At 57.8% G+C, this 24,036-nt stretch carries 23 protein-coding genes; 7 read left to right on the top strand and 16 right to left on the bottom strand.

What is annotated here, in order from left to right:
- Positions 1 to 71 precede the first annotated feature (71 nt).
- Entirely contained in the window at positions 72 to 1,229 is a 1,158-nt protein-coding gene (gene rnd / locus AB1A64_RS04830) for a ribonuclease D (protein WP_366550385.1), read from the top strand.
- Between the two features lie 6 nt (positions 1,230 to 1,235).
- On the opposite strand, the gene AB1A64_RS04825 is transcribed toward rnd, so the two are convergent.
- Positions 1,236 to 1,763 (bottom strand): hypothetical protein, encoded by a 528-nt coding sequence (locus AB1A64_RS04825; RefSeq protein WP_366550384.1) that lies wholly within the window; start codon positions 1,761 to 1,763, stop codon positions 1,236 to 1,238.
- A 139-nt stretch (positions 1,764 to 1,902) separates the two neighbouring features.
- Between AB1A64_RS04825 and AB1A64_RS04820 the strand changes: the two genes are divergently transcribed.
- Entirely contained in the window at positions 1,903 to 2,313 is a 411-nt protein-coding gene (locus AB1A64_RS04820) for a SufE family protein (RefSeq protein WP_170348835.1), read from the top strand.
- Positions 2,314 to 2,319: 6 nt separating this feature from the next.
- Here AB1A64_RS04820 and AB1A64_RS04815 read toward each other — a convergent pair whose 3' ends face one another.
- Together AB1A64_RS04815 and AB1A64_RS04810 are read right to left on the bottom strand one after the other, a co-directional pair.
- A complete protein-coding gene (locus tag AB1A64_RS04815) occupies positions 2,320 to 2,985 on the bottom strand; it encodes a DUF1638 domain-containing protein (RefSeq protein ID WP_366550383.1) in 666 nt (221 codons plus the stop codon).
- A 90-nt stretch (positions 2,986 to 3,075) separates the two neighbouring features.
- Positions 3,076 to 3,774 (bottom strand): B12-binding domain-containing protein, encoded by a 699-nt coding sequence (locus AB1A64_RS04810; protein ID WP_170348833.1) that lies wholly within the window; start codon positions 3,772 to 3,774, stop codon positions 3,076 to 3,078.
- A gap of 290 nt (positions 3,775 to 4,064) precedes the next feature.
- Here AB1A64_RS04810 and AB1A64_RS04805 point away from each other — a divergent pair, with 290 nt between their 5' ends.
- Positions 4,065 to 5,129 carry a PA0069 family radical SAM protein gene (locus tag AB1A64_RS04805; RefSeq protein WP_366550382.1) on the top strand — a complete coding sequence of 355 codons (1,065 nt, stop codon included), beginning with the start codon at positions 4,065 to 4,067 and terminating at the stop codon, positions 5,127 to 5,129.
- 48 nt (positions 5,130 to 5,177) lie between these two features.
- Here AB1A64_RS04805 and gltA read toward each other — a convergent pair whose 3' ends face one another.
- Both gltA and gltX read right to left on the bottom strand, forming a co-directional pair.
- Entirely contained in the window at positions 5,178 to 6,473 is a 1,296-nt protein-coding gene (gene gltA, locus AB1A64_RS04800; RefSeq protein WP_170348831.1) for a citrate synthase, read from the bottom strand.
- Between the two features lie 119 nt (positions 6,474 to 6,592).
- Entirely contained in the window at positions 6,593 to 7,993 is a 1,401-nt protein-coding gene (gltX, locus tag AB1A64_RS04795; RefSeq protein WP_366550762.1) for a glutamate--tRNA ligase, read from the bottom strand.
- 78 nt (positions 7,994 to 8,071) lie between these two features.
- Between gltX and AB1A64_RS04790 the strand changes: the two genes are divergently transcribed.
- Positions 8,072 to 10,123: a ComEC/Rec2 family competence protein gene (locus AB1A64_RS04790; protein ID WP_366550381.1), complete on the top strand. Its 2,052-nt coding sequence runs from the start codon at positions 8,072 to 8,074 to the stop codon at positions 10,121 to 10,123.
- On the opposite strand, the gene lexA is transcribed toward AB1A64_RS04790, so the two are convergent.
- The 6 genes from lexA to AB1A64_RS04760 form a co-directional block, all read right to left on the bottom strand.
- Complete coding sequence (gene lexA / locus AB1A64_RS04785) at positions 10,117 to 10,815, bottom strand: transcriptional repressor LexA (RefSeq protein ID WP_170348829.1); 699 nt, start codon at positions 10,813 to 10,815, stop codon at positions 10,117 to 10,119. The genes AB1A64_RS04790 and lexA overlap by 7 nt on opposite strands.
- A 78-nt stretch (positions 10,816 to 10,893) precedes the next feature.
- Positions 10,894 to 12,066: a gephyrin-like molybdotransferase Glp gene (gene glp / locus AB1A64_RS04780; protein WP_366550380.1), complete on the bottom strand. Its 1,173-nt coding sequence runs from the start codon at positions 12,064 to 12,066 to the stop codon at positions 10,894 to 10,896.
- Complete coding sequence (gene moaC / locus AB1A64_RS04775) at positions 12,063 to 12,536, bottom strand: cyclic pyranopterin monophosphate synthase MoaC (RefSeq protein ID WP_366550379.1); 474 nt, start codon at positions 12,534 to 12,536, stop codon at positions 12,063 to 12,065. Before moaC ends, glp begins: the two co-directional genes overlap by 4 nt.
- The gene (gene trpC / locus AB1A64_RS04770; protein WP_366550378.1) at positions 12,536 to 13,348 is read right to left on the bottom strand and encodes an indole-3-glycerol phosphate synthase TrpC; all 813 of its coding nucleotides are present in this window, start codon (positions 13,346 to 13,348) and stop codon (positions 12,536 to 12,538) included. The genes moaC and trpC overlap by 1 nt, the downstream gene beginning before the upstream one ends.
- The gene (gene trpD, locus AB1A64_RS04765) at positions 13,345 to 14,364 is read right to left on the bottom strand and encodes an anthranilate phosphoribosyltransferase (RefSeq protein WP_366550377.1); all 1,020 of its coding nucleotides are present in this window, start codon (positions 14,362 to 14,364) and stop codon (positions 13,345 to 13,347) included. The genes trpC and trpD overlap by 4 nt, the downstream gene beginning before the upstream one ends.
- Entirely contained in the window at positions 14,361 to 14,942 is a 582-nt protein-coding gene (locus AB1A64_RS04760) for an aminodeoxychorismate/anthranilate synthase component II (protein WP_366550376.1), read from the bottom strand. Before AB1A64_RS04760 ends, trpD begins: the two co-directional genes overlap by 4 nt.
- A gap of 195 nt (positions 14,943 to 15,137) precedes the next feature.
- Between AB1A64_RS04760 and AB1A64_RS04755 the strand changes: the two genes are divergently transcribed.
- The gene (locus tag AB1A64_RS04755) at positions 15,138 to 16,628 is read left to right on the top strand and encodes a divergent polysaccharide deacetylase family protein (RefSeq protein WP_366550375.1); all 1,491 of its coding nucleotides are present in this window, start codon (positions 15,138 to 15,140) and stop codon (positions 16,626 to 16,628) included.
- A 45-nt stretch (positions 16,629 to 16,673) separates the two neighbouring features.
- Here the strand turns inward: AB1A64_RS04755 and trpE are convergent, their stop codons facing one another.
- The 5 genes from trpE to fabI form a co-directional block, all read right to left on the bottom strand.
- Positions 16,674 to 18,185 (bottom strand): anthranilate synthase component I, encoded by a 1,512-nt coding sequence (trpE, locus tag AB1A64_RS04750; protein ID WP_366550374.1) that lies wholly within the window; start codon positions 18,183 to 18,185, stop codon positions 16,674 to 16,676.
- Positions 18,186 to 18,196: 11 nt separating this feature from the next.
- Complete coding sequence (locus AB1A64_RS04745) at positions 18,197 to 20,038, bottom strand: peptidyl-prolyl cis-trans isomerase (protein ID WP_366550373.1); 1,842 nt, start codon at positions 20,036 to 20,038, stop codon at positions 18,197 to 18,199.
- An 80-nt stretch (positions 20,039 to 20,118) separates the two neighbouring features.
- Positions 20,119 to 21,294, bottom strand: coding sequence for an aminotransferase (locus AB1A64_RS04740; protein ID WP_366550372.1), 1,176 nt, complete (start codon positions 21,292 to 21,294; stop codon positions 20,119 to 20,121).
- Positions 21,295 to 21,321: 27 nt separating this feature from the next.
- Positions 21,322 to 21,831, bottom strand: a complete 510-nt coding sequence (gene gpt / locus AB1A64_RS04735) for a xanthine phosphoribosyltransferase (RefSeq protein ID WP_366550371.1) — start codon at positions 21,829 to 21,831, stop codon at positions 21,322 to 21,324.
- Positions 21,832 to 21,835: 4 nt separating this feature from the next.
- On the bottom strand, positions 21,836 to 22,642 hold the full coding sequence (gene fabI / locus AB1A64_RS04730) for an enoyl-ACP reductase FabI (RefSeq protein WP_170348819.1): 807 nt from the start codon (positions 22,640 to 22,642) through the stop codon (positions 21,836 to 21,838).
- 135 nt (positions 22,643 to 22,777) lie between these two features.
- On the opposite strand from fabI, the gene pdxH reads away from it, so the two are divergent.
- A complete protein-coding gene (pdxH, locus tag AB1A64_RS04725) occupies positions 22,778 to 23,383 on the top strand; it encodes a pyridoxamine 5'-phosphate oxidase (RefSeq protein ID WP_366550370.1) in 606 nt (201 codons plus the stop codon).
- A 121-nt stretch (positions 23,384 to 23,504) separates the two neighbouring features.
- On the top strand, positions 23,505 to 24,032 hold the full coding sequence (locus tag AB1A64_RS04720) for a cold shock domain-containing protein (RefSeq protein WP_366550369.1): 528 nt from the start codon (positions 23,505 to 23,507) through the stop codon (positions 24,030 to 24,032).
- Positions 24,033 to 24,036 lie beyond the last annotated feature (4 nt).

Below are 24,036 nucleotides of genomic sequence, written 5' to 3'. Positions count from 1 at the left end.
TGGTCTGCACTACGGCTAGGTACGGAAGAGACGATAAGCCGAAGAAAACAAGAGCAAGAACAGCACCGCGCATGAAAACCCTGACAAAGACGCAAGAGCTGGCCGATTTCTGCAAGGCCGCGGCGGAATATGACTATGTCACCGTAGATACCGAGTTTCTGCGCGAACGGACCTATTATTCGAAGCTTTGCTTGATACAGCTTGCCGTTCCGTCTGAGGGCGAAGATAGCGCGGTTCTGGTCGATCCGCTGACTGATGGATTGTCTCTGGACCCGCTTTATGAGCTGTTTGGCAATGAAGAAGTGGTCAAGGTTTTCCACGCCGCACGTCAGGATCTTGAGATTTTCTGGGTCGAGGCTGGCGTCTTCCCAAATCCGCTTTTTGATACGCAGGTTGCGGCGATGGTCTGCGGCTTTGGCGAACAGGTGGGGTATGAAACGCTGGTGCGCAAGATCTGCAAGCAGGGGGTCGACAAGACCTCGCGCTTTACCGATTGGTCCCGCCGCCCGCTGTCTGAGGCGCAAAAGACCTATGCGCTCGCGGATGTCACCCATCTGCGCCAAATCTATGAATACCTCGCATCGCAACTACAAAAATCGCGGCGCAGCCATTGGGTGGCCGAGGAACTGCGCACGCTGACCCAGCCTGCGACCTATGACATTCGCCCCCAGGATGCGTGGAAACGTGTGAAAACCCGGACGAATTCGGCCAAGTTTCTGGCGGTGGTGCGGGAATTGGCGCAGTTTCGCGAGGCTTATGCGCAGGAAAACAATGTTCCGCGCAGCCGGGTCTTCAAGGATGATGCGCTGATTGAGCTGGCATCAACCAAGCCCAAATCACCTTCGGATCTGGGCGGCTCGCGCTTGTTGCTGCGCGAGGCCCGCAAGGGCGCGATTGCCGATGGTATTCTAAGCGCCGTCAAAAAAGGGGTGAATTGCCCTGCAGATCAGCTGCCTCAAGTCGACAACAGCCGGGACAAACTGAAGGTGAACCCGGCGCTGGCGGATTTGTTGCGGGTGTTGCTGAAATCGAAAACCGAAAGCTCGGGCGTGGCGGCCAAGCTGATTGCCACCAGCTCGGAACTGGATCAGATCGCAGCGGGTGAGCGGGAACTGCCTGCGATGTCAGGTTGGCGGTTTGAGGTGTTCGGCGAAGACGCCTTGAAACTGTGCGAAGGTAAGATCGCGCTGGCGGCCAAAGGTCAGAACGTCAAGGTCGTGTCGCTGTAGCACCCACTAACGGCGCCGCGATTCCAATGCGTTCTGCTGCCCCACAACCCGCACCAGACGGGTATTTTCCAAGTCTTTTTTGCTGATATTGATGGCGTCGGACACCATTCGAGACCGTTCGGTTCCCGTATTCGTTGCGCGCTCAGGATAGGTTACCCGGAAAGTGAATTCCAAAACGCTGTTCTTCTGGTTTTCTTCACTGTCCACGCGAACCAGTCGGGCGTCATAAGCACCTTGCCGGATTGCCGTCCCCGAGGCGTAGACGATTGCACCGTTCGGGGTCGGCTCAATCCTCAGTTCATCAATCTTGGCGATCGGAACGCTTGTATCCTCGGGGGTCGGTCTTGAGAGCAACCCGCCGCCTTCCCTGGTTTCGGGCACAAGCGCGTTGGCGTCATAGGTTGCTGTTTCCGGCGGCGGGGCTGATGTGCTTGAACCGAACCAGTTGGACGGGTTCACCCGTGACTCGCGCCAGCTGTTGCAGGCAGGCAGGGCTAGGGTAGCCACCAAGAGAACAGTAAACGATTTTTGCATGGTCCCAACGTCCAGAGCTGTAAGTCCAGCAATGGGTTATCGCAATTTCTGTTGATTGAAAAGCCGCGTAGGGGGGTGGACAGGCATAGATCAGAGGCATAGTTCACAATTGTGATTGCAACGAAAGGACCGCCGCGACATGGCAACGCCTGCCTTTGAAGAGATCGTCGAGGATTTCGAGTTTCTGGAGGACTGGGAAGACCGGTACCGCCACGTCATCGACCAGGGCAAAGCGATGGAGCCGCTGGAGGACGCACTAAAAGTGCCGGCCACCAAGGTCCATGGCTGTGCAAGCCAGGTTTGGTTGCACCCGATTATTGAAGACCGGGTTTTCCGGTTCGACGGGGACAGCGATGCGCTGATAGTACGTGGCCTGATCGCGGTACTGCGGTCCCTGTATAACGGGTTGCCCGTCAGCGAAGTTCCCAAAGTTGACGCAGGCGGAGAGCTGGCGCGTCTGGGTTTGAACGATCACCTGTCTGCACAGCGGTCGAATGGATTGCGGGCAATGATTGAACGTATCCGCGAAGTGGCGCAGGAAAACGCCTGACACTATTCAGGCTTTCGGCTTACGTTTTGCCCAATCGGTCAGGGTGGTTTCCAAATCGCCATAGCCGGTCACGCGACGTTCGAATTCCAACCCCATCCGCTCGGCACATTCCCGGGCACGGGCCGTCAGGTCCGGATCGTCAATTTGCGCCTGATAGACCAGCTTGGTGTAGTTGCCGAAATACATGCTAAGCAACTCGGGGTGTCGGTCCAGCCCCAGCGGTTTCCATACAAAGGCATCGAACTGTCGGGCTAGAAAGTCGGTCAGGTAAAAGGCAGTGGTTTCCTCATCACTATGGGCTTCAAACGCCTGATTTCCTTCGAAGAAGGAATAACAATGGGGGCCTTTGACCATCTCGACGCCCAAGTCTTCGCAGGCTTTCTGCAGCAGGCCACCCGTTCCGCAATCGGCATAGACCACAAAGATCTGGTCATAGTCGTCACGGTGTTTGGCAACGGCCTCCTGCACCGCCGGAATGATCTTGTCAGGCTGGATGTGAAAAATCGCGGGCAGGCAGGTCAGCGCCATGTGATCCCAGCCATTGCGTTGCTTCAGGTCCAGAATCTCACGCGCCAGCGCACCGCAAGCCAACAGCAGGATCCGTCCGTGTTCACCGGATTCGTAGCCCTTGGTCGTCAGGCTGGCATCATCTGGCAAATTGTCCTGCTGCATTGGGTGCCTCTCGGAATCTACGCGACTGTAAGTGTAACAAAAAAAGGCCGCCCGAAACCCGGACGGCCCCAGAAAAACCTGCGCGTCCGGTTAACCGGCCAGTTGGTTGTGCTTGCGTGAGACGAAATCCTTGGCGGTTTCAACCGCAACGGCTGCGTCACGGCAATAAGCATCCGCACCGATGGCTTTGCCGAATTCCTCGTTCAGCGGCGCGCCGCCAACCAGAACGATATAGTCTTCGCGCTTACCTTGTTCGACCAGCGTATCGATCACAACCTTCATGTAAGGCATGGTCGTGGTCAGCAGGGCGGACATACCCAGAATATCCGGCTCTTCGGTCTCCAGCGCTTCCAGATAGTTCTCGACCGGGTTGTTGATACCGATATCGACCACTTCAAAGCCAGCGCCTTCCATCATCATCGACACAAGGTTCTTGCCGATGTCGTGGATGTCGCCTTTGACTGTCCCGATCACCATCTTACCCACGCGCGGTGCGCCGGTTTCGGCCAGCAGCGGCTTGAGAATGAACATACCGCCCTTCATGGCGTTTGCGGCCAGCAGAACCTCGGGCACGAAAAGGATGCCGTCGCGGAAGTCATGGCCCACGATGGTCATGCCACCGACCAGAGCTTTGGTCAGGATGTCGTAAGGCGTCCATCCGCGTTCCAGCAGGATGTTCACACCTTCTTCGATCTCTTCTTTCAGGCCGTCATAAAGATCGTCGAACATCTGCTCGACAAGTTCGTCGTCATTTAGTTCGGACAGGACGATGTCTTCTTCTTCAGACATGGGGCGTTTCCCTGAGCTGTGCGAGCCATAGGCCCGTGGTGGCATTTTTTCCGTTTTGGCCAAAACGTCGCAGTTTGACTGTGACGATTGCGACCTCAGTCGTTTCGGGACCGACCTATACGTCAAATTTTCGGATCACTCGACAGAATTATCTGCAAGATGATCCTGCATCTGGTTCATTTTACTGGTGGATAACCACGCGGTTGATATCTGCGTGGCCTCGAATGCTGCGCTTGCGGGTATTCTGGATTGTCGATATACCCAATATTGAGAACATATAGAGAACAAATATGGTTGCACCGCATATTCGCGGCCGAGGAGCCGCCACAAATGCCGCTGGACGGTTCGAACAATTCGACACCATCCCTTGTGACGATGGCTGGGATATCGACGAGGATCTGCCGCCTTTGCGAACCGATGTTCGGGGCGAGGTAGCGCGCAGCCTAATTACCTATAATCGTTCGCCGGACTTGCCGTTTGATCGCTCGATCAACCCGTATCGCGGGTGTGAGCATGGTTGTGTCTATTGTTTCGCCCGCCCGACCCATGCCTATCTTGGGCTGTCGCCGGGGCTGGATTTCGAAACACGATTGATCGCGCGGCCAAACGCAGCGGATATCCTGCGCAAGGAGTTGTCGGCCAAAGGGTACAACGTTGCGCCCATTGCATTGGGCACCAACACGGACCCTTACCAACCGATTGAGAAAACCCGCGCGATTACAAGAGGCTGCCTGTCGGTTCTGCAAGAATTCAATCACCCCATCGCCATCGTCACCAAGGGGGCCTTGGTCGAACGGGACTTGGACATCCTGGCGCCCATGGCTCAGCAAGGGTTGGTGCGGGTCGGGATATCCCTGACCACTCTGGATGCTGATCTTTCCCGTCGGATGGAGCCGCGCGCGCCCTCACCACTGCGCCGATTGGCCATGATACGCCGCTTGACCGAAGCTGGGGTGCCGGTGCGGGTCATGACGTCACCCATAGTGCCTGGCCTGACGGATCATGAGTTGGAACATCTGCTTGAGGCGGGACGTGAGGCGGGGGCGGATGCTGCCAGTTGGATCATGTTGCGCTTGCCGCGTGAAGTATCTGCGTTGTGGCAGGAATGGTTGAAAGATCACGAACCCACGCGGGCGGAAAAGATCATGTCCAAGCTGCGCGAGATGCATGGGGGCAGGGACTATGACCCACGCTGGGGCCACCGGATGCGGGGTGAGGGTGAATATGCCGGGCTGATTGCCAAACGGTTTGCCTTGGCGGTCAAGCGCCTGGGCCTTGTAACGCGGACACCGCCCTTGCGATGCGACCTGTTTGCCCGCCCGGCTCAGATCGGCGATCAGTTGAGCTTACTATAAATGAAGCCCCGGACGCAGGTCCGGGGCTTAAGCATTTCATCGTAGCAATCAGCGGTTTTCGATATCCACGTAATCACGCATGGTTTCGCCCAGATACAGCTGGCGCGGACGACCGATCTTGTTCTGTGGATCGGCGATCATCTCTTTCCATTGGCTGACCCAGCCAACGGTGCGCGACAGGGCAAAGATCGGCGTAAACATCGAGGTTGGGAAACCCATCGCCTCGAGAATGATACCCGAATAGAAGTCGACATTCGGGAACAGCTTTTTCTCGGCGAAATACGGATCTTCCAGCGCTTCTCGCTCAAGCTCTTTGGCGACCTGCAGTTTTGGATTGTCTTCGATGCCCAGCAGATCCAGCACTTCGTCAGCGGATTGCTTCATCACCTTGGCGCGTGGGTCAAAGTTTTTGTAAACGCGGTGGCCAAAGCCCATCAGGCGGAACGGATCGTCCTTGTCTTTGGCACGGGCAATGTATTCAGGGATGCGATCCACTGAACCGATCTCTTCCAGCATCTCCAGACACGCCTGGTTGGCACCACCATGGGCCGGACCCCATAGACAGGCGATTCCAGCCGCGATACAGGCAAACGGGTTCGCACCCGAGCTTGAGGCCAGACGCACGGTCGAGGTCGACGCGTTCTGTTCATGATCCGCGTGCAGGGTAAAGATGCGGTCCATCGCGCGGCTGAGGATCGGGTTAACATCATACTCTTCAGCCGGAACACTGAAGCACATGCGCAGGAAGTTCGACGCATAATCCAGATCGTTGCGCGGATATACGAAGGGCTGACCGGTGTGATACTTGTATGCCCAGGCTGCGATGGTCGGCATCTTGGCGATTAGACGGTGCGACGCAATCTCGCGCTGACGCGGGTCATGAATATCTGTCGAGTCATGATAGAAAGCCGACATTGCACCGACGACGCCGACCATAATTGCCATAGGATGCGCATCGCGACGGAAACCGCGATAGAAATACTGCATCTGCTCGTGCATCATGGTGTGGCGAGTGATCGTGGTCTCGAACTTCTCCAGATCTTTTGCTACTGGCAACTCTCCGTACAGCAACAGATAGCACACTTCGAGGAAGTGCGATTTCTCGGCCAGTTGGTCGATCGGATAGCCGCGGTGCAGCAGTTCACCCTTATCGCCGTCGATATAGGTGATGGTGCTGTCGCAGCTGGCGGTTGAGGTGAAGCCCGGATCATAGGTGAACACACCCGCATCACTGTACAGTTTGCGAATGTCGATCACATCCGGGCCAACGGTTGGCGAGTGAACCGGCAACTCGTAATTTTCACCATGTACGGTAAGAGTGGCTGTTTTTTTGCTGTCGGTCATCGTTGTCCCTTCTTCGTTCATGAGCACGCCGGGTGAGCGGCCTGCGCGCGGTCAGCGGTCACACACCAAAGTGTTGACCGGTCGTAACGAAGCAGCGTTACCTGAATATTAAGCCAGGGTTACTTTGCTGCGTCGGAAAGCCGTGCCAAGGTTTCTTCACGCCCCAGCACAAGCATCATGTCAAACACCGAAGGAGTCACTGCCCGACCCGCCAAAGCCGCCCGCAAGGGCCCAGCCAGCTTGCCGAACTTGATGCCTTTCGCTTCTGCAAAGGCGTTGAGGGTTTCCTCCAGCTCGTTCCGCAACCAGCTAGCATTTTGCACATGCGGCGTCAATTCACTTAGTATACCGTCGGATACTGTTTGCAGTGCTTTTGCCGCTTTTTCATCCTGCTCAATCGGACGGGAAATCAACGCAAAGTGAGCTTTTTCAAGCAATTCCGGGAAGGTTCGGGCGCGATCCTTTAGACAATACATCGCACGTTCTAGAACACTAGATTGTGTCTGAGTGAGAGCAGGAAGGCCCGCGGCATTCAGATAAGCTTCGATTTCATGCCGCAGCGCAGCGTCATCTGAAGTCGCGATATGCTGCCCGCAGAGATTCTCAAGCTTTTTCAGGTCAAAGCGGGCTGGGCTTTTGCCGATTCCGTCCAAATCAAACCACTCTTTGGCCTGATCGTCGGTAAAAAACTCATCGTCGCCGTGGCTCCAGCCCAGACGCGCGAGATAGTTGCGCATGCCGGCGGCCGGATAGCCCATCGCCTGATATTCCTGTGCGCCCAAGGCACCGTGACGTTTCGACAGTTTCTTACCGTCTGGTCCGTGAATCAGCGGGATATGTGCCCATACCGGAACGTCCCAGCCCATCGCCTCATAGATCATCATCTGGCGCGCGGCGTTGTTGAGGTGATCGTCGCCCCGGATCACATGCGTCACGCCCATGTCGTGATCATCCACCACCACAGCCAGCATATAAACTGGTGTACCGTCCGAGCGCAAAAGGACCATGTCGTCCAGCTGATCGTTGCGAATGGTCACATCGCCCTGCACCTGATCGCGGATCACAGTGGCGCCGTCCTGTGGGGCCTTGATACGGATTACAAAAGGTGCATCGGGATGGGTGGCCGGATCCGCGTCACGCCAGGGGCTGCGAAACAGGGTGGATTTGCCTTCGGCGCGGGCCTGCTCGCGAAAGGCTGCAATTTCATCCTGGGTTGAAAAACACTTATAGGCTTTACCTTCGGCAAGCAGCTGATACGCCACCTCGGCATGGCGTGCGGCGCCCTCGAACTGGCTGATCACATCACCGTCGTGATCCAGGCCAAGCCATTCCATGCCTTGCAGAATTGCCGCTGTAGCCTCAGGTGTTGAACGTTCGCGATCCGTGTCCTCGATGCGCAGCAGGAATTTGCCGCCACGTCCACGAGCATAGAGCCAGTTGAACAACGCAGTACGTGCGCCGCCGATATGCAAAAAACCGGTGGGCGAGGGGGCGAAACGGGTGACGACCTGATCGGACATTGTGTGGATTAACCTTTTGGTAACCGTGTCGGGCATAGTTTGGCGTCTGTCTAACGAGCCCGAAGGACGGGGGCAACCATGCGTGTTCTGGCACGGGTCGACGCCGCTTTGCTGAACCAGACAGGGTATTTGTTCCAGTGGTCTCCGATTTGTCTGGCAGTTGGTGTTGGCCTCTATTTCAGCCTTCGGTTTGAACCGGAATGGCAGGTCTATGCCTGTCTTTTGCTTGTGATCGCTGTGCTGGTCTGGATTGGCCGCGCGCGGCGCACAGGTTGGGCTGCGTTGGCTATCGGGGGGGCACTGATCGCGTCCGGTTTTGTACTGGCCGGCGCACGAGCCCATTCGGTTGCAGAGCCGGTCCTGTCCTGGCGATATTACGGCCCGATCGAGGGGCGGGTTGTAGCCATGGATCGCTCTGCGTCGGACGCGTTGCGGGTCACGCTGGATCGGGTGCGTATAGGGGATGTGCCCGCAGACCGCAGACCGCAGCGCGTCCGGCTTTCACTGCACGGAGGATCGGTTTCTCTGACGCCTGGGCAGAGGATCATGACCACCGGGCATCTCTCTCCGCCGCAAGGGCCGGTTGAACCCGGTGGGTTTGATTTCCGCCGTCACGCTTGGTTTCAAGGGCTGGGTGCCGTTGGCTACACCCGGGTGCCGGTGATGACCATTGCGCCCGCAACTGACGCGACCGAAGGGGTCCGGATAACAGCCTGGCGTATGGCCATCTCGGAAAGGGTACGCGCGATCCTGCCCGGAGAGATCGGCGGGTTCGCAGCCGCCGTCACGACCGGAGACCGCAGCGGAATGGGGCAAGAGACGCTAAAATCCCTGCGCGCCTCGAACTTGGCGCATCTGCTAGCGATTTCCGGGCTTCACATGGGATTGCTGACGGGGTTTGTTTTTCTGGTGTTCCGGTTGGGTTTGTCTGCGATTCCCTCAGTGGCCTTAAGGCTGCCTGTTCGTAAGCTGGCGGCAATTTGTGCGTTGATCGCGGCCGTCATCTATCTGCTGTTGTCCGGAGGCAACGTTGCAACGGAACGCGCTTTCGTTATGGCCAGTGTTATGCTTGGGGCGATCCTGATCGACCGTCGTGCGATTTCCTTGCGCGCCGTTGCCGTGGCCGCGCTAATCGTGTTGATTCTACGGCCAGAAACGTTGTTGAGCCCTGGATTCCAGATGTCCTTTGCTGCCACTACGGCGCTTGTCGCGGTGTTTGGGCAGTTGCGAGACTATGGCCCAATGCCCGGTCCGAAATGGCTAAAACCGGTGACCGGCTTGCTGTTGTCCTCGGCGATTGCCGGGCTTGCGACCGCTCCTATAGGGGCGGCGCATTTCAACACGATGTCGCACTATGGGTTGCTGGCAAATATGCTCTCGGTCCCGGTGATGGGGACGATTGTGGTGCCTGCCGCCTTTGTCGCTGCACTGCTGGCCCCCTTCGGGCTAGAGGCGGTCGCATTGAATGTCATGGGTTTAGGGTTGGAGTGGATTCTGATCGTGTCCGACAGGGTATCAAACCTAGATGGCGCGCAAGGCTATGTCGTTAGTCCGCCACATTATGTGCTGCCCATGTTTGCGCTGGGGGCTTTGTGGCTGGCGCTGTGGCAAGGCCGCGCAAAATGGATTGGGATCATCCCAGTTGCGTCCGCGTTTATGTTGTGGGGGCAGGGGCAAAGACCCGAGGTCCTGATCGCGGATTCAGGCGGCTTGGTGGGTGTGATGACCGAACATGGCCGCGCGCTGAGCAAAGAAAAAGGCAGCGGGTTCATCGCTACGGTATGGTTGGAAAACGACGGCGACGGGGTGGATCAGAAGAAGGCAGCCAGCCGCTGGCCTGATGCAGAAAACGCTGTTCAGCGCTTTGATTGGCAGGGCAAGGAATTGATTCACATCACCGGAAAACGCGCGGCGCAAGGGTTCGATGAGTGCCAAAAGAACCAGATCGTGGTCTCTGCTGTTGAGATGAACCTTAACGGTGATTGCGGTCTTTTCGATCCGAACCGCCTGAAAGAGACGGGAAGCCTGGCGTTTTCAAAAGGACGTATAACAACCAGCCGAGAGGCAATCGGCCATCGTTTGTGGTCCCCGGCTATCGCCGAGAACCGCAATTTCAAACGGGATCAATAGCTGCGGATCAACCCGACCAACCGTCCTTGCACCTTGACCTTATCCTCTGGCAGAACGCGGGTTTCATAGGCGGGGTTCGCCGCCTCAAGCGCGATGGCATTGCCACGGCGGAAAAAGCGTTTCAGGGTCGCTTCCTGATCTTCGACCAGAGCCACAACGATATCGCCGTTATCGGCAACCCGAGTTTCACGGATCACCACGACATCGCCATCATTGATACCGGCGTCGATCATTGAGTCGCCACGTACCTCAAGCGCGTAATGCTCACCCTTACCCGAAACCATGCTGCCTGGGACTGCTACGCGGTGCGAAACGTGGCTGATCGCCTCAATCGGAACACCAGCGGCGATACGGCCCATGACAGGCAATTCCAAGGCGTCCACAGTGACCGGTTCGAAATTCGCGGGGCGGGGGCCTTCGGGCCTGTCACCTTCGATCACGCGGGGTTTGAAAGCGGCTGTTGGTTCGCCGCCAAGACTTTCGGGTAGCTTCACGATCTCAATCGCGCGCGCCCGATGGGCAAGGCGACGAATAAAGCCGCGTTCTTCCAGCGCAGTGATCAGGCGATGGATGCCGGATTTCGATCGTAGATCCAGCGCGGCCTTCATTTCGTCGAAACTGGGCGGAACACCGTCCGCCTGAACGCGTTTGTGGATGAATTCCAACAAATCCAACTGTTTCTTGGTCAGCATTGCTCACACCTCGTCGGTCATGCGTTTTCTTTTGTTCTACGCATGTTCACGTTTTGTGTCAACGGATTTGAACGTGGCCTATATCGGCAGGTAAAGAACCTGATCCCCCGCGGGACGCGCCGGATCATTCGGCTCACGTACCAAAAGCGCGTTGGCCTGCGCCAGAACACTGAGAAGCGAGCTGTCCTGATCGGTACAGGCGCGAATGCCATCCTCACCGAGGACAGCTCGCATATAATGTTCGCGTGGGCCGTTTTTGCCGATGGGCTCGGCCAGCTTGGCCCGACGAAACGGGGTCAGGGCTTTTTCGATCCCCAGCATGCGGCGCAACATGGGGATCAGGAAGAGATAACCGCAAACCATTGCACTCACTGGATTTCCCGGAAGTCCAACCATCGCGGTGTCACCCAACTGACCCGCCATAAGGGGTTTTCCGGGGCGCATGCGGATTTTGTAGAACGACCGCTCCATCCCCAATTTCTGAGAAACGTCGGCGACCAAATCGTATTCTCCGACCGAGGCACCGCCGATTGTCACGACCAGATCAGCGTCGCTTGCCAGCCCAAACGCCGTTTCCAAGGACGCGACAGTATCGCGCGCGATCGGCAGAATTCGCACATGTGCGCCGGCATCCTCTAGCATGGCTTTCAGGCCAAAAGTGTTTGAAGCGATAATTTGATCCGGGCCTGGAATCTCACCGGGCATAACCAGTTCATCTCCGGTCGAAATCAATGCAACCACGGGTTTACGCCTGACTGGCACCGTTGCAATATTCATTGCCGCCAACAGCGCGACGTCTTCAGGGCGCAAAAGACGCGGAGCGGTAATTTTGGTGCCGACGGTAAAGTCGACACCTGCAGGCCGGATATTTGTTTTCGGTCCGGGATCGTCGGTGATCGTCAAAAGATCTCCGCGCCGTTCCGTATCTTCTTGAATAACAACGAAATCAGCGCCTTCCGGTACCGGAGCGCCGGTAAAGATTCGAACGGCCTGACCGGGGCCTACGGTGCCTTCAAAACGACGCCCTGCAGCGGATTCGCCAACAACTTTGAACATGGCGTGTTGTTCGACTTCGGTCGATTTCAGCGCATAACCATCCATGGAAGAGGCCGCAAATGGCGGTTGATCGCGCGTGGCGCTGAGGTCTTGCGCCAGCACGCGGCCAGCAGCTTCGGCAAGGGGTAATGTTTCAGCGTTTAACGGGGAAACAAGATCAAACAGCAGCGACCGGGCTTCTTCGACAGTAATCATTTCGCCTCATAACGGCCTGATTTACCGCCATCTTTAAGCAGGACCCGGATGCCGCCGATCTCCATCGCCTTATCAACTGCCTTGGTCATGTCATACACCGTCAACGCGGCGGTTGAGACCGCAGTCAACGCTTCCATCTCAACCCCGGTCTGGCCCGCGGTCTTGACGGTGGCTTCAATCTGTACACCCGGCAAATCAGGGTCCAGGGTCAACTCAACCGCAACCTTTGTGACTGGCAAGGGGTGGCACAGCGGGATCAGGTCGGGCGTCTTCTTGGCCCCCATGATGCCCGCCAGCCGAGCAATACCCAGAACATCACCCTTCTTGGCGCGACCTTCGGAAATTAAATCAAAGGTTTCCTTTGCCATCTTGATGTGACCAGCAGCCACTGCAACACGGTCTGTGATGGCCTTGTCCGAGACATCGACCATATGGGCTTGGCCCTGCGCATCAAAATGGGTCAACGGCATTACATCACTCCGGGTATCAGCGGGTTTGCCAGCAATTGCCGGGTGGCGGCGGTGACATCATCCTGACGCATCAGGCTTTCCCCGATCAGGAAACACCGCGCGCCGTAACGGGCGATATCGGCCAGATCTTCAGGTGTGCTCAGCCCGCTTTCACAGACAATCGTCCGACCGCCCGGCACCAGTTTCGACAGGCGACGCGTGGTATCAAGTGTGGTCTCGAAGGTCTTGAGATTACGGTTGTTTATCCCGATCAACGGGCTTTTCAATTGGGTCGCACGCTCCAGTTCAGCCTCGTCGTGAACTTCGATCAGAACGTCCATTCCCCAGTCAAAGGCCGTTTGCTCCAACTCAGCCGCCTGACCATCTTCGACCGAGGCCATGATGATCAAAATACAATCGGCCCCCAAAGCGCGCGCCTCGACCACCTGATAAGGGTCGTACATAAAATCCTTACGCAGGGCCGGCAGCGACGTTGCTGCGCGGGCCGCGGTCAAGTATTCTTTGGCGCCCTGGAAGCTTGGGGTGTCGGTCAGTACGGACAGACAGGCTGCACCGCCTTCTTCATACGCTTTGGCCAATGCAGGCGGGTCGAAATCCGGGCGGATCAACCCCTTGGAGGGGCTGGCCTTTTTGATCTCGGCGATCAGGCCATACCCCTTGCGGGTCGCTTTCCGCAAGCTTTCGGCAAAACCGCGCACTTCGGGTGCGAACCGTGCCTCACTTTCCAATGTTTCCAAGGACTTCTCAGCCTTGTCTGCGGCAACTTCTTCCAGCTTATAGGCTTTGATCTTGTCCAGTACCGTCTCGGTCATGCGGCCTCCTGAGTCATGCGGGCCAGTACCGCGATTTTTTCTTTGGCTTTCCCGCTGTCGATGCTTTCGACGGCTTTTTCGACACCATCCCGCAAATCTGTTGCAGCGTCCGCTACTACCAGCGCAGCTGCGGAGTTCAACAAGACCGCATCGCGATAGGCCGAAGGCTGCCCGTCCAGCAGCGCGCGGAAGGCGACAGCGTTTTCTTCGGGTGTTCCGCCGATGATATCCTCGAACGGATGAACCGGTAGGCCCGCGTCTTCGGGGTGAAGTTCCACCTCTTTGACGCCCCCATCCTCAAGTGCGGCGACCCAACTGATGCCGGTGATAGTCAGTTCATCGGTCCCGTCCGAACCGTGGACTAGCCAGGCACGGTCAGCCCCCAGCAGGCCCAGCGTTTCGGCCATTGGCCGGATCAGGTCGCGGCTGAAGGCTCCGGTCAATTGGCGTTTGACGCCCGCAGGGTTGGTCAAAGGACCGAGAATGTTAAAAATTGTGCGCGTACCAAGCTCTTGCCGCGAGGGCATGACATGGGCGATGGCCGGGTGATGCATCGGCGCCATCATAAAGCCGATACCGACCTCTTTCAAAGCGTTCTCAACAGTTTCCGGGCCAACCATGACGTTGATCCCCAACTGACCCAAGGCATCCGCTGCCCCGGATTTTGAGCTGAGGTTGCGATTGCCATGCTTGGCCACGGTGACACCGGCACCGGCGACAACAAATGCCGTGGCAGTTGAGATATTGAGCGTGCCTTTGCCGTCCCCTCCGGTACCGACGATATCCATTGCACCGTCGGGCGCGGTGACGGCATTGCACTTGGCGCGCATCACGGCGGCGGCGGCGGCGTATTCCTCGACCGTTTCGCCTCGGGTACGCATGGCCATCAGTAACCCACCAATCTGGCTGGGCGTGGCTTCGCCGTCAAACAGGATACCAAAGGCTTGCTCAGCCTCGGCACGGGTCAGAGGCCGATCAGCGGCAGCTCCGATCAGCGGTTTCAGAGCGTCGCTCATGCGGGAACTTTCATCTCAGACAGGAAATTCTTGAGCAGGGCATGACCATGCTCCGAGGCGATGGATTCCGGGTGGAACTGAACGCCATGAATCGGCAATTCTTTGTGCTGCAGACCCATAATGGTGCCGTCTTCCAGTTCTGCTGTAACCTCAAGACAGTCGGGAAGAGTGTTAGGGTCAACCACCAAAGAATGATAACGGGTCGCCTCAAATGGTGAAGGCAGCCCGGCAAAAAGCCCCTTACCAGTGTGGTGCATCGTGCCCATCTTGCCATGCACAATCTCGTGGCAACGGATAACGTCGCCCCCAAAGGCCTGTCCGATGGTCTGATGCCCAAGACAGACGCCCATCAGCGGCGTTTTCGTTTCAGCCGCCGCCTCGGTCAGGGCCAGGCATATTCCAGCCTGATCCGGATCACAGGGGCCAGGGCTTAGCAGGATACCGGACGGGTTCATGGCCATGGCTTCCTGGACGTCCAAGGCATCATTCCGCCGAATGACCATCTCGGCGCCAAGTTCGCCTAAATAATGTACCAGGTTGTAGGTAAACGAGTCGTAGTTGTCGATCAGCAGCAGCATTTGGGCACTTGTCTCGGCTTGGGCATTTCGGGCTGGCGATGCAACCCCGAGCCACGGTATAATGTCGGGACATACATGCTCAGGCTTGCGCGGCAGCGTCAAGGGGACATCCCGTTCTTGGCGCTGCGGTAAGCAAATGCCGCAGCAGACGGCGAACATGTGATCGATGCAGGGCCAAGACGAGAGGCAATTGTTATGGGCGGATTTGTCGGCGGAATGATCGTGGGAACGGTTGCTGTTCTTGTGCTGGGGGCGGTGCTGTCTTTGAACATGCCTTTGACCAGCAAACCGAACGTGGCGGTTTCTGCGCCTGAACCCTCTCCGGCTGAGGTCCCGGATACCGTAGCCGACGCCACTGATACCGGGGGTGATCCCGATGTGCTGGACTTGCCACCAACCACACCCGAATCTGTCGGCGAGCAGACGGACACGCTGGCTGAATTGTCAGATGTCGAGGTTGAGCCCGATGCCCAGCCCGAAGTTAAACTGGACCCGGCGCAAGTCGATGCGCCCAGCGTTGCTCAATCAGCTCCTGTAATTGCAACCACCGTGGCCCCGGTCGCGCCACAGGCCCCGCCGCTGTCGCAGGTATCCCCAAATGCCGAAGCCTTGCCTGAAGTGTCGCTGGAGGTGCCTGAACCTCAGCCTGAACCGGCCGTCGAACAAGAGCCCGAGGTTGTGGAGGCCGAGCCGAAACCAGAACCCGAGGTTGCAGTAGAGGAACAGAAATCGGACCCTGTTGTTTCCGACAGTGCAGCACAACCGGAACCCGAGGTCGCCGCAGCCACTGATCCGGAAACTGAGGAAAACCCATTTGTCGACAGTCCAATTGCCGTAGAAGGTGATGAGGATACAGCACCGCGCAATCTGCCCCGGATCGCGTCGGTTCCGCAAATTGGCGGGGCGGACGATGCCGCCAAAATCCCGACAGTCGGAACGCGCGTCGTTCCATTGACGGAACGTGATGATGTTATTGAGGTCAGCACGACCAACGTAGCGGCCGCCGCTCCGGGCAAACCGATCGAGGCTTATGCCGCAGAATTCGAAAACCCCGAATCCAAGCCGTTGATGTCAATCATTCTGATCGACGATGAAGGTGCCTATGGGGCTGAAGCCCTGCACGATTTTCCCTATCCGCTGAGTTTCGCCGTCAGCCCGTCTGATCCGGATGCTGTTGAAAAGATGGCGCGTCACCGCGAAGCTGGGTTCGAGGTTCTCGCTCTGGCGGATCTACACGAAGCGGCCAGCGCGCAGGATGCCGAAGTATCGCTGGCCGTATGGCTCGACACGCTGCCGGAAACGGTGGGTATTCTCGAAGGCGTGGATTCGGGCATTCAAGGCAATCGCAAGCTGGCCGACCAGGTGGCCGCGATTGCTGCCGGTACTGGACGTGGTCTGATAACGCAGGACAATGGTCTGAACACTGTCCAAAAACTGGCTGCGCGTAACGGTATTCCATCAGGGGTGATTTTCCGCGACATCGACGGTGCGCGCCAGGACCCCAAGATCATGCGTCGTTTTCTGGACCAAGCCGCATTTCGTGCCGGGCAGGAGGGTACGGTTGTAATGCTGGGCCGTCTGCGCCCTGACACTATCTCGGCCTTGTTGCTGTGGGGGCTTGAAGATCGGGGTAGCCGTGTGGCGATGGCCCCAATCTCTGCCGTAATGATGCAAGAAGTTCAGTAATCTCTGAACAGGGAAAACGGCTGGCCCTGAAAGCCCGCCGTTTTTTTATGTGTTGCCCGATCCTGTGAACCGGGACGCGTCGGCAGCAGCGCGGCGGATGGCGTTTGATTTATGGACGGTTTCCATAAACTCTGCCTCGGGGTTGCTGTCAAAAACAACGCCGCCGCCCGCCTGAATATAAAGCTTGTGATCCTTCACGATGGCCGTGCGCAGAGCAATGCACATGTCCATGTCGCCGCCGGCACTGAAATAACCTACACCGCCGCCATAGATACCGCGCTTTTCAGGCTCTAACTCGTCGATGATCTCCATCGCGCGCACTTTTGGCGCGCCCGAGACGGTGCCCGCAGGCATCCCGGCAAAAAAGGCGTCCAGCGCGTCTTTGTCTTCGGCCAGTTCACCGACCACGTTCGACACGATGTGCATCACATGGCTGTAGCGTTCGATGATAAATTCTTCGGTCGGGCGTACGGTGCCAATCTTGGCCACGCGGCCGGTATCGTTGCGGCCCAGATCCAGCAACATCAAGTGTTCGGCCAGCTCTTTCTTATCGGCAAGCAGATCGACCTCGTTGGCCTTATCCTCTTCGGGCGTAGCGCCACGGGGGCGGGTGCCTGCGATGGGGCGGATCGTCACCTCGTCGCCAAAGACACGCACTAGAATTTCTGGGCTGGCACCGACCACCTGAAAGCCGCCGAAGTTGAAATAGAACATGAACGGCGATGGGTTTGTGCGCCGCAATGACCGATAGAGCGTAAAGGGCGGCAGAGGGAACTCCTGTGTCCAACGCTGAGCCGGAACCACCTGAAAGATGTCACCCGCACGGATGTATTCCTTGGCCTTTTCAACCGCTTCCATATAGCCGGATTTGGTGAAGTTCGACACCGGAGGCGCGACTTCAGAGGCATCACCCAGATCGCGAGTCTCTGCGGGCATGGCGCGTTCCAGATCGCGCACAGCGTCCATAACACGCTCAGCAGCTTGCGCATAGGCAGCCTTGGCCGATTGCCCTTCGGCGACCCAGGCGGGGGAGACGACCGTGACCTCTCCCTTTACGCCGTCTAGAACGGCAATGACCGACGGGCGCAGCATGATCGCATCGGGCAGGCCCAGCGGGTCTGGGTTCACATCCGGCAGATACTCTACCAGACGCACCATGTCATACCCAAGATAACCGAACAGCCCCGCGGCGGCTTGCGGCAGATCGTCGGGTAGCTCAATCCGGCTTTCGGCCAGCAAGGCGCGTAGGTTGTCCATCGGGTTGCCGCCCTGCGGTTCAAAAGCCTCCGTATCAAATCGGGCCGAGCGGTTCAGTTCAGACGTTTCCCCGCGACAGCGCCAGATCAGGTCAGGCTTCATCCCGATGATCGAATAGCGGCCACGCACCTCGCCACCGGTCACGGATTCCAGCATGAAGGCATCTTTCTGCGCGCCCGTCAGCTTGAGCATCAGGGACACGGGCGTATCCAGATCGGCCGCCAAACGGGTGTAAACGACCTGATTTTCGCCAGCTTCATAAGCGCGGGCGAAGCTGTCAAACTCGGGGGTCAGGGCCATATTCGGTCTCTTTAATAGCTCGACTGCACGGCATTCAGCGCGCGTTGGTCAATCACGGGACGGGCGCGGGTCTGTGCGTCGCGCACATAAGCGTCAAAGATGTTCTGCGCCAGCGCTTGATTTAGCTGTGCTTCAAGCGCGGTCTGTACTTGGCGCAGTTCATCAGTTTCCGCGGGCGGCAGCAGTTCTTCAAGACGCACGACAAACGCCGTGCCGTCGCCAGGAATAACGCGCAGTTCTCCAGGTTCCATCTCGAACACCTGACCCATGAAATCTGCCGGTACATCCTCAAGGAAAGCGGTGCGGGTCAGCGCATTTTCAACCCGGAACGGCAAGCCGGTGGCGGTGAAATCGCCGTCAGATTTCAGTTGCTCCAGAACGGAATTTGCATTTTCAGCCAACGCCTTGCCGGTTTCCACCTGCGTCCATGCGGCGGCCACACGATCACGTGCGCTTTCCAGCGGCTCGGGGCGTTGGGGCAACACCTCGTTCAAACGCAAAGCAAAGATCGAGCCGTCTTCGAGGAACGCAACTTCGGGGAAGTCGCCTTCGTTTACGGCTTCGGCAGCGGCGCGGAAACCGTCATAGGCGGCGACGCCCTCACCGCTTTCGCGGGTCCAGTCGATCTGACCCAGTTCCATCTCAGTCTCGCCGGTCAACTCTTCCAGTGTCGCACCACCGGCAAGCAGGTCGTCAATGTCTTCGGCCTGTGCTTCGATTTGACGGCGCGCGCGGTCGGCGGCCAGTTCTTCGCGCAGGGCAGGGGCGGCATCTTCGAACGGCGTGTTGTTTTCGGCCAGCGATCCGTTGATACGGAACAGCGCGGGGCCGAAGGTCGATGGCAGCGGGCCAACAACCGTGTCCAGATCGGCGGCAAAGACGGCATCAGCGGCTTCACCCAGATCTTCGCGGGTGACATCGCCAAGGTCGATATCGCTCAGCTCTAGCTGGCGATCCCGCACGAGGTTTTCGAACGTGGTGCCACCGACCTCAAGCTGCGCAATCGCATGCTGGGCATCCGCTTCGTTCGGATAGGTCAGACGTTCGACCAGACGACGCTCGGGCTGATAGAATTCCGAGGCGCGTTGATCATAGAGGCGACGCACCGCATCTTCATCGATCTCGACACTGTCCAACAGCATGTCAGGCGACAGAATCGCATAAGTCAGCTGTTTGGTGCGGGGCAGGGTGAACTGATCCTGATTCTCATCATAATAAGTCTGGATCTGCTCATCCGTGGGGGCGGCAACGGGCGCGGACAGTGCGTCAGGCCCGACTGTAGCGACGGTGAAACTGCGACGTGCGCCAACATAGTCCGTCAGCACCTGTGTCAAAAGCGAAGGCATCTCAACCCCGCTGATCACCGCGTTTTGCACGATGGTGCGCGAAGATTCCTTGCGCAGATCCGATTCGAATTCTGTATCTGTCATGCCAGCCTGTTCCAGCTGGAACTGATAGGCCTCGCGGTCAAACGAGCCATTGACGCCCTGAAAGGCCGGGATGGCGACGATTTCCTCTTGCAGGTTTTCGTCCCCAATCGAAATGCCCAATTCACCAACTTCGTTGTCCAACGCGGCCAGGGCAGTCAGGCGGGACAGGGCCAGTTGGTCCAGCCCGAATTCATGTGCCTGTGACATTTGCAAGGGCTGGCCGGTCTGGCTTTCGACCGCGCGGATTTCGCGCTGCAATTCGCGAACGTATTGGTTGATCGAAACTTCTTCGTTCCCGACCTGCGCGACGGTGCGCACGGTGCCGGTCAGACTGGTTGCGCCAAAGCCCGCAAGGCCCAGCATCAATAGGCCCATGAGAATCCAGACAAAGGTCTTCGATAGGTTTTTCATGCCTGCGGCCATGGTGCCCTCTTAATCTTGTGGCAAGGAACTGCCCTGTCGGTTGCGGCCCTGAATACGACGCGCACCGCCGGGGGGCAAGCTCAGAAGGACAGGGCTTGCAACCGTTCGAACAATTGCTGAATACCGGCGCGGTCGAGATTAGCGAATGCAATGCGCATCTGACGTTTTCCGGCGGGATCATCCGGCGGCATAAACATCGTCCCGGGCAGCAGAAGGATGCCGGCCTCAGCCACCAGACGGCGGGCCAGCTCATCCGAAGGGATATCGAACGGATGTTCGAAATAGGCGAAATAGGCGCCCAAGCCTAACAGACGCCAACCCTTGTCAGTCAGGTTCGGCAACTGCTCTTGGATAGCCGCGCGGCGATCGAGGATTTCGTCGCGCTCTCCGGCGACCCATTGCGACAGGTTCCGCATGCCCCAAAGGGCCGCGAACTGGCCGATCTGGCCGGGGCAGATCGCCACCGTATCGAGGAATTTTTCTACTTCGGACAACAGGTCAGCACCCGTTGCAATCGCGCCAACGCGATGACCGGTCAGGCGGTAGGCCTTGGAGAAGGAGTAGAGGTGAACCAGCGTCTCATCCCAGCCGGGCTGCGCGAACAGATCATGGGGCGGGCCGCTGCGGCTGTCGAAATCGCGATAGGTCTCATCGACCAACAGGCGCAGACCCTTTTCACGGGCCAGTTCGTAGAACGCGCGCACCAGATCGGCCGGGTATTCCACGCCGCCCGGGTTGTTCGGCGTCACCAGCGCGATAGCGCGGGTCTTTTCGGTGATCAAAGCGCGAGCGGCATCTGGATCAGGCAGCAGATCATCACCTGTTTTCAGGTCAACGGCATGCACCCCCGCCATATCCAACCACATTTTGTGGTTGAAGTACCATGGCGTTGGCAGGATGACCTCATCCCCTTCGTCGGTGATGGCCGAGATTGTGGCGGCAAATGCCTGGTTGCAGCCCGAGGTGATTGCGACCTGATCCGGTGCGACCTCGGCGTCATAGTGCTGACCAATTTGCGCCGCCAATTCGTTGCGTAGGTCGGGATTGCCTAGAACCGGCCCATACAGATGGGCCCGATCCTCGGTCACCGCAAATTCGGCTATGGCCTGACGCAAGGCCAAAGGCGGCGGGTCGACCGGCGCGGCCTGACTGACATTGATCAAAGGACGGTCGTCAGGGAAATTCGCGCCTTCTAGCCAGCGCCGCGCCTCCATCACCGGAGGGGCGAAGGTGGCGGCGGTGCGTGTCCGGGTCATGCGAGATCCTAGATGTTCAGGAAAAGATCAGTCGGTGCCGCGATAGGGCTCGACATATTGCAGGGCCATATCCCACGGGAAGAAGATCCACGTGTCCTGGCTGACTTCGGTGATGAACGTATCCACCATCGGGCGGCCTTTGGGCTTGGCATAAACAGTGGCAAAATGCGCCTTGGGATACATCGCGCGCACCAGTTCCAGTGTTTTGCCACTGTCGACCAGATCGTCGATGATCAGAACGCCTTCACCATCTCCCATCAGCACGGCATCAGGGGCTTTCAGCACCTCGGCTTCGCCTTGTTCTTGATGGTGATAGGACCGCACGCTGATCGTATCGACGGTGCGGATGTCCAACTCGCGGCTGACGATCATCGCGGGGGCCATGCCGCCCCGAGTGATCGCAACCACAGCGCGCCAGGCACCGTCATTCGGGCCCTGACCGTCCAGACGCCACGCCAAGGCGCGAGAGTCGCGGTGAATTTGGTCCCAACTGATGTGAAAGCCTTTTTCGTGGGGCAGGCGGTCCTTGGCGCTCATTGCGTTAACCCTTTTCAACGTCCGGGGCGTCGACGGCTTTCATGCCGACGATGTGATACCCCGAATCTACGTGCAGATTTTCGCCCGTGACGCCACTGCTGAGATCGGACAGCAGATACAGCGCCGACTTACCAACATCGTCGATGGTCACGTTGCGGCGCAGGGGCGAGTTATACTCGTTCCACTTCATGATGTAGCGGAAGTCGCCAATACCGCTGGCGGCCAGCGTCTTGATCGGACCGGCCGAGATCGAGTTCACCCGAATCCCATCTTTGCCCAGATCCTCGGCCAGGTATTTGACCGACGCTTCCAGCGCAGCCTTAGCAACACCCATGACGTTATAGTGCGGCATCACCTGCTCGGCACCATAATAGGTTAAGGTGATTGCACTGCCACCTTCGGACATCATCTTTTCCGCGCGCTGCATAACAGCGGTGAAGGAGTAGACCGACACATCCATGGTCAGCTTGAAATTCGCCCGGCTGGTGTCGACGTACCGACCGCGCAGCTCGTTCTTGTCGGAAAAACCAATCGCGTGAACCACGAAGTCCAGCTTGCCCCACTTCTGTTCCAATTCCGAGAACAGAGCATCAATCGAATCCTCGTCACCCACATCACAGGGCAGGACAATTTCACTGCCCAGCTGTGCTGCCAACGGATCGACCCTCTTTTTCAAGGCATCACCCTGATAGGAAAAGGCCAATTCGGCCCCGGCATCGGATAAAGCGCGGGCAATGCCCCATGCGATCGATTTATCATTGGCCAGTCCCATGATGAGGCCGCGTTTGCCGGCCATCAACTGATTTGACATGTTTGGTTCTCCGCCTGTCTTCGCGATTTGTTGCGTTGGTTTATGCCATTGGATGCGCTGCATCAAGGCCGCGTACTCTTGCCCGCAGCGGGTTCTCGCCCTAGGGTGGCCGATATTAGTTTCCGGGGGATGGAAATGACCGAGCGTGACGGCATCTTCGCCGGCTCCGATCCGTTTGAAATAGCGGGGCGGTGGCTGGGTGAGGCCAAAGACAGCGAACCGAATGATCCCAATGCAATAGCGTTGGCAACTGTCGATTCAGACGGCATGCCAAACGTGCGCATGGTGCTGTTGAAGGAAATCGAATCCGGAGCCTTCGTGTTTTATACCAATTACGAAAGTGCCAAGGCGGCCGAATTGGATTCGGCGGGCAAAGCAGCTTTTGTGATGCATTGGAAATCATTGAGGCGGCAAATCCGTGTTCGTGGTACAATAACCCGAGAAAGTGGGGCGCAATCCGATGAATATTATGCGTCCCGCTCGTTAAAAAGCCGTCTTGGGGCTTGGGCTTCGAAACAATCTCAGCCTCTCAGCAGTCGGTCTGCATTGATGGCAGAAGTTGCAAAGGTGACCGCAAAATTGGGGCCGAACCCACCGCGACCACCGTTTTGGGGCGGGTACAGGCTGGTGCCGACCGAGATCGAGTTTTGGGCCGATGGTGCATTCCGGTTGCACGACAGGTTCCAGTGGCGCCGGGATCAGGTAGACTCGGCTTGGGATGTACAAAGGTTGAATCCATGACGTTCGCGTATCGTGAAATGCAATACGAAGGAAACAAACGATTTTTTCAGCTTGAATTTGCGAGCCAATCCCATACACATCGGACCCTTAACGAACTATTAAATTTCGCGATAGGAATGCTGTGCCGGAAGACCTGAACAATATGTACCGCGTTCGTGGACACGTGAAATGGTTCGACCCCGCCAAGGGGTACGGGTTCGTTGTGTCTGACGAAGGCGGCCCGGATATTCTGTTGCATGTGAACGTGTTACGTAACTTTGGTCAAAGCTCGGTTGCCGATGGTGCAGGGATTGAGATCATGACACATCGCACCGACCGCGGCGTTCAGGCGGTTGAAGTGATCAGTGTAGATCCACCTGCCCGGGCCGACTCGATGCTGCTGGCGGATTTCGCCGAGCTTGATCCGGTTGTAATCGCCGAAGCTCCGCTGGAGGCGGCGCGGGTGAAATGGTTCGACAAGGGCAAGGGCTTTGGTTTTGCCAATGTTTTTGGCCGGGACGAGGACGTGTTCCTGCATATCGAAGTTCTGCGCCGATCAGGTTTGGCCGATCTGCAACCAGGTGAGGCGCTAGCGATGCGTGTCATCAGTGGCAAACGCGGACGCATGGCGGCTCAGGTCCTGGCCTGGGAAGCGGCACTGGACGAATAATACC

The organism is Ruegeria sp. ANG10, assembly GCF_040705255.1.
Taxonomy (GTDB): Bacteria; Pseudomonadota; Alphaproteobacteria; order Rhodobacterales; family Rhodobacteraceae; genus Ruegeria.
This window is presented reverse-complemented; position numbering and strand designations above follow the sequence as displayed.